Genomic DNA, 15267 nt, shown 5'->3' on the forward strand with positions numbered 1-15267 from the left:
AGCAGCTGCCGCAGGCTGCGTCAGGACAAACGCGGCAGGCGCTGGTCCAGCAACTGGGCAAGGGCGCTGTCCGCCGGCCAGTTGCGCAGGAAGCGCGCGCGGTCGCGGGCGTAGGCCGGGGCGAAGCTGGCCTGACTGGCGTGCTGGCACAGGGCATCGAGGTCGATCAGCGCCCAGCGGCCGTTGTCCCAGAACAGGTTGTGGCCCTTGAGGTCGCCGTGGCTGATGCGCTCGCGCGTCAGGTCGGCGAACAGCTGGTCCAGGGCGGTAAGCTCGGCTTCCGGCACCGCCGCATTATCCACATAAGGCGCAAATCGCTCGATCAAGTCAGGCCCGGCCAGGTGTTCGGTGACCAGGTAGGCGCTGCGGCGCAGCCACAGGAAGCGCTTCTCCAGCACGGCTAGCGGCTTGGGCGTGGCAATGCCCAGGAAGGCCAGGCGGTTGCCCTGCACCCAGGAATGCCAGGCACGGCTGGGGCGCCAGAAGCGCTTGAGCCAGTGGGCAAAGTGCTTGATGTTGTAGCGCTTGATCACCAGCGCGCGACCGTCGACCTGCACCTTGCCGACACTGGCGGCGCCACCGGTCTTGTACAGCTGGCCTTGGTCCAGCAGGGCGTCGGCCTGGGCCAGTACCGGCAGCATGGCCGGCTCTTCCTCGCGGCGAATGGCGCGCAGCATGAAGGCGCCACGCTTGACCGCGAACAGGCTGCACTCGCGGCCCACCTTGGCAAGAAAGTCCCTCAGGCGCCAGGCGCGCACCTTGTCCACCTGCTTGAGCAAGGCTTCCAGCGGCAACGCGTGCTCGCCGTTGGCCAGCAGGTAATACACCAGCAGCTCTTCGATGAACGGCTCGAACGGCTTGGGCAGCTGGGCAAAGAACACGCCCAGGTTCTGCAGCACGCGCTGGCGCGACAACGGCTTGCCAGCCTGCTCCACGCAGATGCCGGCGCCATCGATCAGGTACAGCTTGCCGTCGTGGCGCAGCAGGTTTTCCAGGTGCAGGTCTTCCTGCCACAGGCCCTTGGCGTGCATGGCGGCAACCGCGGCCAGGGCCTCGCCCAGTACCTCGGTCTGCGCATCGGCCAGCACCGGCAGGTTTTCCACTGCGGCCCAGGCCTGGGCCAGGCTTTGCGCGCCCTCCAGGTACTCGAACAGCAGCCAGCCGCCCTCGCCGTCCTGCAGCCCTTCGGCCAGCAACTGCGGCGTGGTCAGGCCTTGCGCGGCCAGGTGTTTGACGCCATCGCGCTCACGCTGGAAGTGCCGCGCCGCCTTGGGCCCCACCAGCAGTTTGGCCAGCACCGTGCGCCCACGCCACACGCCGGCGCCCACGTAACGCTGGCCGGGCAGCACGCGCAGCAGACTCAGCAGTTGCAGCTCGGCGCTGCCGGCAGCGTCGGCCAGGGTCAGGCTCAGCGGCAAGGCCGGCGCACGGCCGGCGTTTTTCAGTTCGGCCAGGCGCATCAGCGGCCCTCCTTGTGGCTGCGGCGGCGGGTCAGGCGTTGCAGCCAGTCCTGCACCAGCGGGCTGGCCGCATCCTGGTTCAGGTAGGCGGCCAGGAACACGCGGATGTCGGCCTCGCCCCACATGGGCGCGCGGCGCAGCAGTGGCTCCAGGTCGCGCACGCGGTCACGCCGGCCGAACAGCGCCGGGCGGGTTTTTTCCAGGTCGATCAGTTGCGCCTGGTAGCCGTGGGCACCCTGGCGCAGGAAGATGTGCTTGGGGTAGAAGCAACCATGCACCTGGCCAGCGCCATGCAGGGTGCGCGCCAGCGTACCGCAGGCGGCCAGGATGGCCTGGCGCCGCGACACGGTGGACGCACTCCATTCCTGCAGCAGCGCGTCCAGGTCGCTCCAGCCATCCAACGCGCGGGTCATGAGGATGGCGCACAGGTCGCCTTCCAGCTTGCGCTGCCCGTAATAGGCGGCCTGCAGGGCAGGAATCGCCAGCTGCTGGTAGCGGCGGATATTGCGAAACTCGCGGGAAAAGGTCGGCTCGCCCAGCGGGTGGTGCAAGGTGCGGGTCAGGTAGCCACGCTGGCGCTTGAGGTAATAGCCCTTGCCTTCCAGTTCCAGGCGGAACACCTGGCTGTAGCCACCGCGCGCGGTGTTCGGCTCGTCCACCGGGTCCAGTTGCAGGGTCCACAGCGCGTCGAAACTGTCCAGGCCGTGACGCTGCAGCAGGCCCTGCTCGGCGTCGGCGATGAAGTCGCTCATTCGCGGCCCTCGAAAAACGTGATGATGTGACGGATGCGGCGCTTGTCCGAAGCGTTCAAGTGCTTGCGGTTGCGGTACTGCAGGTAGAAGCGCAGGCGCTGGGTGTTGGACAGTTGGTACTTGGCCACCTTGTCCAGGCACGCCAGGTCCTTGGTGATGCGGTAGCGCAGCCAGAAGCTGACCCAGAACGCGCCGTTGGGGCAGTCGATGAAGAACAGTGTGCTCTTGTCGTCGACCAGCAGGTTGCGCCACTTCAAGTCGTTATGGGTGAAGTGCTCGTCGTGCATGGCCCGCGTGGCGCGCGCCAGCTGGCGGCTGATGCCGTCCACCCAGGCACGGTCTTTCAGGCGCGGGTCGTGGTTGTCGGCCAGCGCCGACATGTCCATGGTGTTGGGCAACTCGCGGGTGATCAGCGCGCCACGGTGGAAGGCCGCACCCTTGCGCTCCAGGCCCCAGCCGACGATCTCGGCGGTGGGAATGCCCCACTTGGCAAAGCGCTTGAGGTTCTGCCACTCGGACTTTACCCGCGGCCGCCCCAGGTAGCGGCGCAGGCCCTTGCCGGCGCCGGTGTAGCGCTTGACGTAGTAGTTCACGCCATCGATGTTCACCCGGCTGACTTCCGACAGCGGGTCGCGCGTAAGGTGTTCGCCCTTCAGCGCGAACACCGCGTCCAATGTGCCGAACTCGGCCTGCAGATGCGCGTATTCCGGCGCAAGGTTCCAACCCGCCATCAGAGCGCATCCCCATAGCGCAGCTTGCGCGCGTAGAGCTTCTCGGCCTTGCCTTCCAGCCAGGCCAGCAGCCGCGCTTCGTCCTTGAGCACCTGGCGCAGCGGCTGCTGGAAGTAACCGCGCAGGAAACGCAGCTTGTCGCGGCGCGTCAGGCCGATGTCCAACGCCGAGAAATACAGCGCGGCCAGATCCTTGTTGCGCCAGCGGCGGGTGATGGCCGGGCGGGTCTGGGCGCGGTGCAGGTCGATGACCGACAGCTTGAAATCGTCCGGCGTCACCGGCTTGTCGGTGTGCAGCAGGAAGTGGCAGATGTAGCAGTCGCGGTGGTTGACGCCAGCGCGGTGCATCATGCCGACCATGCGCGCCACCTCGTCGATCAGCGCGCGCTTGAGGCGCGGCTGCGGCGGCTCGGTGCGCCAGTTGATGCTGAAATCCTCGAGGCTGACAGTAGGCGCCAGTTCTTCGGTGATGATGAACGAATGCTGGTCGGCCGGGTTGCTGTTGCGCTCGCCATAGGCCACGCCGGTCATGGTCGCCACGCCCACTTGTTGCAGGCGTTCGATGGCCTGCCATTCCTGGCCGGCGCCCAGCACCGGGAGCTTGGCGGTGACCAGGTTCTTGACGATTTCGCCCCAGCCGATGCCGCGGTGGATCTTGACGAAATAGCCGCGGCCGTCGACCTCGGTGCGCAGGGTGCGGCGCGCTTCCAGCTCGCGGTACACCTCGCCCTGCAAGGCCTCCACGGCCTCGAAGGGGTCACGCCCGGCCCACAGGGTCTTGAACGGCTCGGCAAGGATCAGCTTCATGAGGCGGCTCCGGCCAGAATCACATCGGCAGCGTGTTGCGGCATGCTGTACAGGTCAGCCGTGTCGGCGAACGCCAGGCCGTTGCGGCCCCAGTCGGCGCGCGCCTGGCCATCGGTGAGCATGCGCGCCAGGTACTGGTTCAGCTGCGCCTGCTCGAACGGCTCGTCCAGCACCAGGCCGCAGTCGGCCTCGGCAATGTAGTGGGCGTAGCCGCACACCGCCGACACCAGTACCGGCAACCCTGCCACAGCGGCTTCCAGCAGCACGGTGCCAGTGTTTTCGTTGTAGGCCGGGTGAATCAGCAGGTCGGCGCCCAGCAGGAAACGCGGGATGTCGCTGCGGCCCTTCATGATTTCCACCTGGTCGCCCAGGCCCAGTGCCGCAGCCTGCAGCTGGAAGAACTTGGGCTCGTCCTGGCCGATGACGAACAGCCGCGTGCGCTTCTTGAGCTCTGGCGGCAGCGCCGCCAGGGCCTTGAGGCTGCGGTCCACGCCCTTGGTCTTGAAGCCCGAGCCGATCTGCACCAGCAGCAGGTCATCGTCGTCCAGCTTGAACTCGGCACGGAACTCGGCGCGGATTTGCGCGGCGTTGGCCGGCGCCCGGCGGTCCAGGGAAATGCCGGGCGGCAGCAGGTGAAAACGCTGCAGCGGGGTGTGGTAATGCTTGATAAACAGCGGCTGCTGCACCTCGGAAATCATCAGGATTTCGGTCTTGGCCTCGGGTGCGAACACCGCACGCTCGAACTCGGCGAAATGCTGGTAGCGGCCCCAAAAACGGTACATGGGGTTGCGCAGGGTCTGGGCCTTGTCTTCGTAGCAGCCATCGGCGGCGTAGTACACGTCCAGGCCTGGCAGCTTGTTGAAGCCGATCACGCGGTCGACCGGGCGCTGGGCCAGGTCCTTTTCCATCCAGGCGCTGAACTTGATGTTGCGACGGTGGTTGGAGAACGCCTTCACCGGCCCCACCAGCACCTCGAAACCGGGCGGCACCTCGCCTTCCCAGATCAGCGTGTACACGCGAATCTGGTGCCCACGCTTTTGGCATTCGAGGGCAATGCGCATGAAATCGCGCTGCAGCCCGCCAAACGGGAAATACTTGTATAGAACAAACGCCAGTTGCATCAACGAAGATCCTCAGCCAGTAACAATGCGCTTAGTCGGCTCGCCACACGCTCGGGATTCAGGCGAGTGAAGCACAGGGGCCACTCGCGTTTAAGATCGAACCGACGCTGGTCTTCCGGCGTCGGTTGATAAGTACAGGTCTTGGACAGGCACGGCGCACAGGCAAAGTCGCTGGCCAGGTGTTCCTGGTCGCGGCCATAGGCACCGGTCAGCCCCGGGTTGGTGGGGCCGAACAGGGAAATGGTCGGCACATCCAGCGCTGCGGCCAGGTGGCCCAGGCCGGTGTCCACCGCCACGCAGGCGCGGGCCGCCACCAACACTTTGGCCACGCCCGCCAGGTTCAATTTGGGCAGTACCACGGCGTTTTTCAAGCCCGTGGCAATCCGCTCGGCACGTGCGTGCTCGGCCGGGTTGCCCCAGGGCAGGCGCACTTCGATGCCGGCATGGCCCAGGCGCTCGGCCATTTCGCGCCAGTAGATCTCGGGCCAGTGCTTGGTGTCCCAGGTGGTGCCATGCAGGAACACCACATAGGGCACGCGCGACTTGCCGTTGCCCAGGCGCTCGGCCGCCAGGCCATATTCACCCTGGCCTGGCGGCAGGTCGTAGCCCAGCGCCAGGGCGAACAGCCGGCGCAGGCGCTCTACCGCATGTTGGCCACGGCCCACGGCCAGGCGCCGGTCGTAGAAACGGCTGGCCAGGGCTTCGCGCGCCGAATCACGGTCCAGGCCGGCGATCGGCGCTTTCACGTAACGGGTCAGCAAGGCACTTTTCAGCAGGCCCTGGGCGTCGATCACCAGGTCGTACTTGCGTTCCGCCAGGCTCTGTTTGAAGCGCCGCCACTGGCCGCTCTTGATGGTTTCCCAGACGTTCTTGCGCCAGCGGCGGATAGCCACCGGGATAACTTTATCCACAGCCGGGTGCCAGGTGGGAATCTCGGCGAAGCCTTCTTCCACTACCCAGTCGAAACGGATGCCCGGGATGGCCCGGGCCGCGTCGGTCAACGCCGGCAGCGCATGGATGACGTCGCCCAGGGACGAGGTCTTGATCAACAGTACCCGCAACTTAATCGACCCCGACCGTCAGTTCGACCGTGGCCGGCCCGTCCAGCTTCTGCAGGGCATCGGATACCCGCTGCGGCTCCAGCAGGCGCAGGCAGTTGTAGTGGCCGAAGCGGCAGGTGCGGTCAAAGCAGGGGCTGCAGTCCAGGCCCAGGCGCACCACTTCCACCTGGTCGGCCAACGGTGGCGTGAAGCCCGGCGAGGTGGAGCCGTACACCGCCACCAGCGGGCGGTTCAGCGCCGCGGCCACGTGCATCAGGCCCGAGTCGTTGGACACCACGGCGTCGGCGCAGCTCATCAGGTCGATGGCCTCGGCCAGTGAGGTCTCGCCGCTGAGGTTCACCGACTCTTCGCGCAGGCCCGGTATCAGGCGGCCACGGATCTGCTCGCCCACCGGGTGGTCTTTTTTGGAGCCGAACAGCCACACCTGCCAGCCTTCGCGGATCTTGATTTCGGCGACCTTGGCGTAGTGCTCGGACGGCCAGCGCTTGGCCTCGCCGAACTCGGCGCCCGGGCACAGCACCAGCACCGGCCGGTCCAGCGCCAGGCCGAACTTGGCCAGGGCTGCGTCGCGGCTGGCCGGGTCGATGCGCAAGGCGGGGCGCGGGTACGGCTTGGGCAGCTCGGCGCCGGGCTCGAAAGCCAGTGCCATGAAGCGTTCGATCATCAATGGGTACCGGGCCTTGTCCAGGCGCCGCACGTCATTGAGCAGGCCGTAGCGCAGTTCGCCGCGCCAGCCGGTGCGTTTCGGGATGCCGGCAAAGAACGGCACCAGCGCCGACTTCAGCGAGTTGGGCAGCAAAATCGCCTGGTCGTACTGGCCCTTCAGCGATTTGCCGATGGTGCGCCGCGTGGCCAGCTCCAGCGCGCCGTGGCCGAGCGGGAAGCTCAAGGCCTGGCGTACTTCGGGCATGCGCTCAAGGATCGGCCGGCTCCACTCGGGCGCCAGCACATCGATCACACAGTCGGGGTGGCGCACCTTGAGGCACTGGAACAGTGTCTGCGCCATCACCATGTCGCCGACCCAGCTGGGTCCAATGATCAGAATTTTCATGCTTTTTCCAGAAACGACCGAGGAGGCAGCAGGCCGTTGGTGTACAGCCTGGCCTCCCCGTCTTGTCTTTTGGTCAGGCGCAGATTGACCGCCTGCGCCCCTTTCAGGCCTTCCAGGCCTCCCAGCCCTGCTACATCAACTCAAGCCCATTTCGGCCCAAATGCGCAGCACTTCCCTACGCTGGGCGACAAACTGATCGCCGCCGATCACCCCGGCCTGCTTCTGCAGGGCCTGGCGGTGAGCGGCCGAGCGATAGGCCTTGTAGGCCTCGCGCAACAGGCTCGCGTCGGTGGCCGGTATCAGCCCGGCCTGTTCGAGCCCTTCCAGAATGCGGATATTATCGGTGTATTTCAGCAACGCCGGATAATCCCTGGACCACGCCAGGGCCGCGTATTGCACCATAAATTCAATATCGACGATACCACCGGCGTCCTGCTTGATATCGAACGGGGCGCCGGCGTCGAAGGCGTTCGCCCCGGTGCCGGCGGCAGTGGCCTTGCTGCCCAGGTTGTCGCGCATCTTGGCGCGCATCTCGCTGACCTCGGCGCGCAGCTTGGGCAGGTCGCGCTCGCGGCCCAGCACCTGCGCGCGCACGCGTTCGAACGCTGCGCCCACCTGCTTGCAGCCCACCAGCACGCGTGCGCGCACCAGCGCCTGGTGCTCCCAGGTCCAGGCTTCGTTCTCCTGGTAGCGGCCGAAGGCGTTCAGCGAACTGACCAGCAAACCCGCGGCGCCAGAGGGCCGCAGGCGCATGTCCACCTCGTACAGCTGGCCGGAGTTGGTCTGCGTGGTCAGCAGGTGAATGATGCGCTGCCCCAGGCGGGTGAAGAACTGCGCGCCGTCGATGGGCTTGGCGCCATCGGTCTCGGCGGTAGGGTCGCCGTCGTGGATGAACACCAGGTCCAGGTCGGAACCGTGGCCCAGTTCGATGCCACCGACCTTGCCATAGCCGACGATGATGAAGCCCGGGTCGCAGGGGCTGCCGTCAGCCCGTTGCGGCATGCCATGGCGCGCCACGGTCTGGCGCCAGGCCAACATGAAGACTTGTTCAAGAATGGCCTCGGCCAGCCAGGTCAGGTAGTCGCTGACTTTCATCAGCGGCAGGCTGCCGGCAATTTCCGAGGCCGCCACGCGCAGGCTGTGGGCCAGTTTGAAGTGGCGCAGCGCTTCCATCTGCTGCTCCAGGTCATCCTCGGGAATGCGCGTCAGGCGCTCGCGCAGCTCGGCGGCCAGCTCCGGTGCCAGCGGCGGGTTGAACAAGCGGCCTTCGTTCAGCAGTTCGTCCAGCAGCAGCGGGTAGCGGGCGATCTGCTCGGCGATCCACGGGCTGGCGGCGCACAGGGTCAGCAGGCGGCGCAGTGCGCCGGGGTTTTCGGTCAGCAGCACCAGGTAGGCGGAACGCCGGGCCACGGCTTCCACCAGCGGCAACACACGTTCCAGCACCAGGTCGGGGTTGGCATGCTCCACGGCCTGGGCCAACAGGCGCGGAATGAACGCGTCCAGGCGCTCGCGGCCAATGCGCTGCATGGCGCGCAGTTGCGGGCTGGCACGCAGGCCGGCCAGCTGCCGCAGGGCTTTGCTGGCGTCGCTGAAACCGGCGCCCTGCAACTGCCGGCAGGCGGCTTCTTCGTCCTGCACGTCTTCCCACAGCGGCAGCCATTCGCCGCCCACTACCACCTCGCCTTCGTCGCCCTCATCTTCATCGGGGTCGGCGATGACCTGGCGGAAGTGCCAGTCGATGCGGCCGCGCCAGTGCATCAGGCGTTCGTGGAAGGCTTTCCAGTCGGCGAAGCCAAGCATGAAGGCGATGCGCGCCTGGTCGGTCTCGCCATCGGGCAGCATCTGCGTCTGGCGGTCGGCGATGGCCTGGATGGCGTGCTCGGTGTAGCGCAGGAACTCATAGCCCTCGCGCAATTCGGCGACTACCGCAGGCGGCAGGTAGCCCTGGCCTTCCAGGGTGGCCAGCACCTTGAGCAACGGCCGCTGTTGCAGGCTGAGGTCGCGGCCGCCGTGGATCAGCTGGAACGCCTGGGCGATGAACTCCACCTCGCGGATGCCACCGGCGCCCAGCTTGATGTTCTCGGCCATGCCCTTGCGCCGCACCTCCTGCTGGATCAGCTGCTTCATGGTGCGCAGCGCCTCGATGGCGGAGAAGTCCAGGTAGCGGCGGTACACGAACGGCCGCAGCATATCCAGCAACTGCGCGCCGGCCTGCTGGTCGCCGGCCACCACCCGCGCCTTGATCATGGCGTAGCGTTCCCAGTCGCGGCCCTGGTCCTGGTAGTACTGCTCCAGGGCATTGAAGCTCAGCACCAGCGCGCCCGCCGACCCGTAGGGGCGCAGGCGCATGTCGACGCGGAACACGAAACCGTCGACGGTCACCGGGTCCAGCGCCTTGATCAGCCGCTGGCCCAGGCGGATGAAGAACTCCTGGTTGTCCAGCGGGCGCTTCACGCCCTCGGTCTCGCCGCCTTCGGGGTAGGCGAAAATCAGGTCGATGTCCGAAGACAGGTTCAGCTCCACTGCCCCCAGCTTGCCCATGCCCAGGATGACCATGTGCTGCACTTCACCGCTGCGCCGGCCCTTGGGAATGCCGAACTGGTCGCAGTGACGTCTATACAACCATTTATATGCTTCATCTATTGCAGCGTCGGCCATGTCGGACAGGTCGCGGCAGGTTTGCACCAGGTCGGCCTGGCGCGTCAGGTCGCGCCAGATGATGCGCACTTGCTGGCGCGCCCGCTGGCGGCGCAGTTGGCGGCCCAGCTCATCGTCAGTGCTGGCGGTGGCCACGGCCGCGGCGATCTGGCCACGCAATTCGCCGGCGGCGAAGCTGCGCGCAAGCTCACCGCTGGCCACCAGGTCCAGCAGCAGCGCAGGCATGGCGCTGGCCTGCTGAATCACGAAGTCGCTGGCAGCGCACACCAGGTCGAAGGCCTGCCACGTGTGCGCGGGCCAATTGGCCAGCTCACCGGCACGTTCGGTAGTGGCCACGGCGGCTTCGAAGGTCTGGCGGTTGCGCGCAACAAGTGGCGTCAAAATGGCCGGCAATTGCACCGGTGTTGGCAGGCTCATGGTCTATCCTTGATCGGCGTGCGAAGGGGGTTGCACGGCACCGGGCGTTTGATTCGCGCCGGTTGGACTGTCGTACAAAAGTTAGAAATAGCTGAAAATTCGTATTTCCTGGCAGAAAGCATCGCACTCAACCTTTCGAGGACTTGTTTTTAACCCACGTTAACGATTTTTCTCACAACAGGACAGGTGGCCAAAAGCCCTCTGCCTGTAGTTTTACTACGATGGTCGCAATGTCAACGCATGAAATGACGAACGATTTGTAGTAAAACTACACGACGCCGGCACAACCCCCGGTAATCCAAGAATCTATATCGTCTGCCCACAAGGCCGTCGCAAACTCAGGCTTCGATTCTGGAAGCCTTTCCGCCCTGGAGCAAGCCATGCAAGACCTCGATCCCGTCGAAACCCAGGAATGGCTGGACGCCCTGGAGTCGGTTCTCGACAAAGAAGGCGAAGACCGCGCTCACTACCTGATGACTCGCATGGGCGAGTTGGCCACCCGCAGTGGTTCGCAACTCCCCTACGCAATCACCACGCCGTACCGCAACACCATTCCTGTCACCCACGAAGCACGCATGCCTGGCGACCTGTTCATGGAACGCCGCATTCGCTCGTTGGTGCGCTGGAACGCCATGGCGATGGTTATGCGCACGAACCTCAAGGATTCGGACCTGGGCGGTCACATCTCCAGCTTCGCTTCCAGTGCGACCCTGTATGACATCGGCTTCAACTACTTCTTCCAGGCCCCGACCGACGAGCACGGCGGCGACCTGATCTACTTCCAGGGCCACACCTCGCCAGGCGTCTACGCCCGCGCGTTCATGGAAGGCCGCATCACCGAAGACCAGATGAACAACTTCCGCCAGGAAGTGGACGGTCAGGGCCTGTCGTCCTACCCGCACCCTTGGCTGATGCCTGACTTCTGGCAGTTCCCGACTGTATCCATGGGCCTGGGCCCGATCCAGGCGATCTACCAGGCACGCTTCATGAAGTACCTGGAGCACCGCGGCTTCATCCAGCCAGGCAAGCAGAAAGTATGGTGCTTCCTGGGCGACGGCGAGTGCGACGAGCCGGAATCCCTGGGCGCCATCTCCCTGGCCGGCCGCGAGAAGCTGGACAACCTGATCTTCGTCATCAACTGCAACCTGCAGCGCCTCGACGGCCCGGTTCGCGGCAACGGCAAGATCATCCAGGAACTGGAAGGCGTGTTCCGCGGCGCCCAGTGGAACGTCACCAAAGTCATCTGGGGCCGTTTCTGGGACCCACTGCTGGCCAAGGACGTCGACGGTATCCTGCAACGCCGCATGGACGAAGTCATCGACGGCGAGTACCAGAACTACAAGGCCAAAGACGGCGCCTTCGTGCGTGAACACTTCTTCAACACGCCTGAACTCAAGGCAATGGTTGCAGACCTGTCCGACGACGAGATCTGGAAACTCAACCGTGGCGGCCACGACCCGTACAAGGTCTACGCGGCGTACCACGAAGCGGTCAACCACAAGGAACAACCTACCGTCATCCTGGCCAAGACCATCAAGGGTTACGGTACCGGTGCGGGCGAAGCGAAGAACACTGCGCACAACACCAAGAAGGTCGACGTCGACAGCCTGAAGCTGTTCCGTGACCGCTTCGACATCCCGGTCAAGGATGAAGAACTGGAAAACCTGCCGTTCTTCAAGCCAGAGCCAAACAGCGCCGAGGCCCGTTACCTGGCCGACCGCCGCAACGCACTGGGCGGCTTCGTGCCACAGCGCCGCGCCAACAGCTTCAGCGTGCCTACCCCGCCGCTGGAAACCCTGAAGGCTATCCTGGACGGCTCGGGCGACCGCGAAATCTCCACCACCATGGCTTTCGTGCGCATCCTGGCGCAGTTGGTCAAGGACAAGGAAATTGGCCCGCGCATCGTGCCGATCATCCCGGACGAAGCCCGTACCTTCGGTATGGAAGGCATGTTCCGCCAGCTGGGTATCTACTCCTCCGTTGGCCAGCTGTACGAGCCAGTCGATAAAGACCAGGTGATGTTCTACAAGGAAGACCAGAAAGGTCAGATCCTTGAAGAAGGCATCAACGAGGCGGGCGCCATGAGCTCGTTCATCGCTGCCGGTACCTCGTACTCCAGCCACAACCAGCCAATGCTGCCGTTCTACATCTTCTACTCGATGTTCGGCTTCCAGCGTATCGGCGACCTGGCCTGGGCCGCTGGCGACAGCCGCACCCGTGGCTTCCTGATCGGCGGCACCGCCGGCCGTACCACCCTGAACGGTGAAGGCCTGCAGCACGAAGACGGTCACAGCCACATCCTGGCCGGCACCATCCCGAACTGCCGCACCTATGATCCTACCTACGGCTACGAGCTGGCGGTGATCATCCAGGACGGCATGAAGAAGATGACCGAAGAGCAACAGGACGTCTTCTACTACATCACCGTGATGAACGAGTCCTACCAGCAGCCAGCCATGCCGGCCGGTGTCGAGGAAGGCATCGTCAAGGGCATGTACCTGCTTGAGGAAGACAAGAAGGAAGCGGCCCACCACGTGCAACTGCTGGGTTCGGGCACCATCCTGCGCGAAGTCCGCGAGGCGGCGAAGATCCTGCGCGAGCAGTTCAACGTCGGCGCCGATGTATGGAGCGTCACCAGCTTCAACGAACTGCGTCGCGACGGCCTGGCCGCCGAGCGCTTCAACCGCCTGCACCCAGGCCAGAAGCCTCGCGCCACCTACGTTGAAGAGTGCCTGACTGGCCGTAAAGGCCCGGTCATCGCTTCCACCGACTACATGAAGTTGTTCGCCGAGCAGATCCGTCAGTGGGTTCCTTCCAAGGAATTCAAAGTCCTGGGTACCGATGGCTTCGGTCGCAGCGACAGCCGCAAGAAGCTGCGTCACTTCTTCGAAGTCGACCGCCACTTCGTCGTGCTGGCTGCCCTGGAAGCCTTGGCTGATCGTGGCGACATCGAACCTAAAGTGGTGGCCGAGGCCATCGTGAAGTTCGGTATCGACCCCGAGAAACGCAACCCACTGGACTGCTGAGGAGAATTTTCGTGAGCGAGATCATTCGCGTACCTGACATCGGCAGCGGTGAGGGTGAAGTAATTGAATTGCTGGTGAAGGTCGGCGACCGCATTGAAGCCGACCAGAGCCTGCTGACCCTGGAGTCGGACAAGGCGAGCATGGAAATCCCTGCTCCCAAGGCCGGCGTGGTCAAGGCCATCAAGGTCAAGCTGGGCGACCGCCTGAAAGAAGGCGACGACGTGCTGGAGCTGGAAGTCGAGGGTGCTGCCGCAGCACCCGCGGCGGCTGCACCTGCCGCTGCCGCCCCGGCTGCTGCGCCACAAGCCGCAGCCCCTGCGCCAGCTGCAGCACCGGCCCCGGCCGCTGCTGCCGCCAGCAAGAACGTGCACGTGCCGGACATCGGTTCGTCGGGCAAGGCCCAGATCATCGAGATCTCGGTCAAGGTCGGCGACACCGTCGAGGCTGATCAGTCGCTGATCACCCTGGAATCCGACAAGGCCAGCATGGAAATCCCGTCGCCGGAAGCCGGCGTGGTGGAAAGCATCAGCGTCAAGCTGAACGACGAAGTGGGTACCGGCGACCTGATCCTGGTGCTGAAGGTTGCGGGCGCTGCCCCAGCCGCAGCACCGGCCCAGGCAGCCGCACCTGCTGCTGCCGCTCCAGCACCAGCCGCCGCCCCGGCGCCGGCCGCTGCTGCCGCGCCTAGCGTGCAGGACATCCACGTGCCGGACATCGGCTCGTCGGGCAAGGCCAAGATCATCGAGCTGTCGGTCAAGGTTGGCGACAGCGTCGAAGTCGACCAATCGCTGATCACCCTGGAATCGGACAAGGCCAGCATGGAGATCCCGTCTCCAGCTGCCGGCGTGGTCGAGAGCATCAGCGTCAAGCTGGACGACGAAGTCGGCACCGGCGACCTGATCCTCAAGCTGAAAGTCGCAGGCGCAGCCCCCGCTGCCGCCCCGGCCCAGGCTGCCGCACCTGCCGCTGCTGCCCCGGCCGCAGCGCCTGCTGCTGCCAAGGCCCCGGCCGCGCCAGCCCCTGCTGCTGCCGCACCGGCTGCGGCGTCGGGCGCCAAGGTTCACGCAGGCCCGGCGGTTCGCCAATTGGCCCGCGAGTTCGGCGTCGAGCTGAGCGCCGTCAGCGCTACTGGCCCACACGGCCGTATCCTGAAGGAAGACGTTCAGGCTTACGTGAAGTCGATCATGACCAAGGCCAAGGAAGCCCCTGCTGCTGCAGCAGGCGCTACCGGCGGCGCTGGCATCCCGCCGATCCCGGTCGTGGACTTCAGCCGCTTCGGTGAAATCGAAGAAGTGCCGATGACCCGCCTGATGCAGGCCGGTGCCACCAACCTGCACCGCAGCTGGCTGAACGTGCCGCACGTCACCCAGTTCGACCAGGCTGACATCACCGAGCTGGAAGCTTTCCGCGTCGCGCAGAAAGCCGTGGCCGAGAAGGCTGGCGTGAAGCTGACCGTGCTGCCGCTGCTGCTGAAAGCGTGCGCCCACCTGCTCAAGGAGCTGCCGGACTTCAACGCGTCCCTGGCCCCGAGCGGCAAGGCCATCATCCGCAAGAAGTACGTCAACATCGGCTTCGCGGTAGACACCCCTGAAGGCCTGCTGGTACCGGTCATCAAGAACGTCGACCAGAAGAGCCTGCTGCAACTGGCTGCCGAAGCTGCGGCCCTGGCTGAAAAAGCCCGGACCAAGAAGCTCTCGGCCGACGACATGCAGGGCGCGTGCTTCACCATCTCCAGCCTCGGCCACATTGGCGGCACCGGCTTCACGCCGATCGTCAACGCGCCGGAAGTGGCGATCCTGGGTGTGTCCAAGGCCACCATGCAGCCTGTGTGGGACGGCAAGGCCTTCCAACCCAAGCTGATGCTGCCACTGTCGCTGTCCTACGATCACCGCGTGATCAACGGCGCCGCGGCTGCGCGCTTCACCAAGCGCCTGGGCGACCTGCTGACCGACATCCGCACCATGCTGCTGTAAACCGCTGTTCGCTGCCGCCTCCCCGCGAGGCGGCAGCCATTTTTTTCGAGCGCCACGCTCGTACCTCAACCCCGCCAATTGGCGGGGCTTTTTTTTGCCCGCAACCAGAACCACCCGGTCACTGACGCCAACAAAACCACCACAAACACTGATTTTCATCCGGAATTGAAGTATCGGATCACACTGCCGATAACGATACAGGCACGGAGCC

10 protein-coding genes are annotated in these 15267 nt (G+C 65.1%); 2 read left to right on the plus strand and 8 right to left on the minus strand.

Annotated elements, in window-relative coordinates:
• Positions 1-20: 20 nt before the first annotated feature.
• The 8 genes from AC0SZ7_RS16615 to glnE all read right to left on the minus strand — a co-directional run bounded on the left by AC0SZ7_RS16615 (position 21) and on the right by glnE (position 10057).
• Positions 21-1460: a lipopolysaccharide kinase InaA family protein gene (locus AC0SZ7_RS16615; protein ID WP_475505396.1), complete on the minus strand. Its 1440-nt coding sequence runs from the start codon at positions 1458-1460 to the stop codon at positions 21-23.
• Positions 1460-2212: a lipopolysaccharide kinase InaA family protein gene (locus AC0SZ7_RS16620; protein ID WP_475505397.1), complete on the minus strand. Its 753-nt coding sequence runs from the start codon at positions 2210-2212 to the stop codon at positions 1460-1462. Before AC0SZ7_RS16620 ends, AC0SZ7_RS16615 begins: the two co-directional genes overlap by 1 nt.
• Positions 2209-2943: a lipopolysaccharide kinase InaA family protein gene (locus AC0SZ7_RS16625; RefSeq protein ID WP_475505398.1), complete on the minus strand. Its 735-nt coding sequence runs from the start codon at positions 2941-2943 to the stop codon at positions 2209-2211. Before AC0SZ7_RS16625 ends, AC0SZ7_RS16620 begins: the two co-directional genes overlap by 4 nt.
• Positions 2943-3749, minus strand: a complete 807-nt coding sequence (rfaP, locus tag AC0SZ7_RS16630) for a lipopolysaccharide core heptose(I) kinase RfaP (RefSeq protein WP_475505399.1) — start codon at positions 3747-3749, stop codon at positions 2943-2945. The genes AC0SZ7_RS16625 and rfaP overlap by 1 nt, the downstream gene beginning before the upstream one ends.
• Positions 3746-4870 carry a glycosyltransferase family 4 protein gene (locus AC0SZ7_RS16635; RefSeq protein ID WP_475505400.1) on the minus strand — a complete coding sequence of 375 codons (1125 nt, stop codon included), beginning with the start codon at positions 4868-4870 and terminating at the stop codon, positions 3746-3748. Before AC0SZ7_RS16635 ends, rfaP begins: the two co-directional genes overlap by 4 nt.
• Positions 4870-5931 (minus strand): lipopolysaccharide heptosyltransferase I, encoded by a 1062-nt coding sequence (waaC, locus tag AC0SZ7_RS16640; protein WP_475505401.1) that lies wholly within the window; start codon positions 5929-5931, stop codon positions 4870-4872. Before waaC ends, AC0SZ7_RS16635 begins: the two co-directional genes overlap by 1 nt.
• Before the next feature lies 1 nt (position 5932).
• Complete coding sequence (gene waaF / locus AC0SZ7_RS16645) at positions 5933-6982, minus strand: lipopolysaccharide heptosyltransferase II (protein ID WP_475505402.1); 1050 nt, start codon at positions 6980-6982, stop codon at positions 5933-5935.
• Between the two features lie 135 nt (positions 6983-7117).
• Positions 7118-10057, minus strand: a complete 2940-nt coding sequence (gene glnE, locus AC0SZ7_RS16650) for a bifunctional [glutamate--ammonia ligase]-adenylyl-L-tyrosine phosphorylase/[glutamate--ammonia-ligase] adenylyltransferase (RefSeq protein ID WP_475505403.1) — start codon at positions 10055-10057, stop codon at positions 7118-7120.
• 380 nt (positions 10058-10437) lie between these two features.
• Between glnE and aceE the strand changes: the two genes are divergently transcribed.
• Complete coding sequence (gene aceE / locus AC0SZ7_RS16655) at positions 10438-13083, plus strand: pyruvate dehydrogenase (acetyl-transferring), homodimeric type (protein WP_475505404.1); 2646 nt, start codon at positions 10438-10440, stop codon at positions 13081-13083.
• An 11-nt stretch (positions 13084-13094) separates the two neighbouring features.
• Positions 13095-15056 carry a dihydrolipoyllysine-residue acetyltransferase gene (aceF, locus tag AC0SZ7_RS16660; protein ID WP_475505405.1) on the plus strand — a complete coding sequence of 654 codons (1962 nt, stop codon included), beginning with the start codon at positions 13095-13097 and terminating at the stop codon, positions 15054-15056.
• Positions 15057-15267 lie beyond the last annotated feature (211 nt).

Source organism: Pseudomonas sp. JC1203, from assembly GCF_056175065.1.

Bases quoted from the DNA above. Each gene is read 5' to 3' on its own strand.
- AC0SZ7_RS16615 (WP_475505396.1), bottom strand. From the start codon at position 1,460: ATGCGCCTGGCCGAACTGAAAAACGCCGGCCGTGCGCCGGCCTTGCCG.
- AC0SZ7_RS16620 (WP_475505397.1), bottom strand. From the start codon at position 2,212: ATGAGCGACTTCATCGCCGACGCCGAGCAGGGCCTGCTGCAGCGTCAC.
- AC0SZ7_RS16625 (WP_475505398.1), bottom strand. From the start codon at position 2,943: ATGGCGGGTTGGAACCTTGCGCCGGAATACGCGCATCTGCAGGCCGAG.
- rfaP (WP_475505399.1), bottom strand. From the start codon at position 3,749: ATGAAGCTGATCCTTGCCGAGCCGTTCAAGACCCTGTGGGCCGGGCGT.
- AC0SZ7_RS16635 (WP_475505400.1), bottom strand. From the start codon at position 4,870: ATGCAACTGGCGTTTGTTCTATACAAGTATTTCCCGTTTGGCGGGCTG.
- waaF (WP_475505402.1), bottom strand. From the start codon at position 6,982: ATGAAAATTCTGATCATTGGACCCAGCTGGGTCGGCGACATGGTGATG.
- glnE (WP_475505403.1), bottom strand. From the start codon at position 10,057: ATGAGCCTGCCAACACCGGTGCAATTGCCGGCCATTTTGACGCCACTT.
- aceE (WP_475505404.1), top strand. From the start codon at position 10,438: ATGCAAGACCTCGATCCCGTCGAAACCCAGGAATGGCTGGACGCCCTG.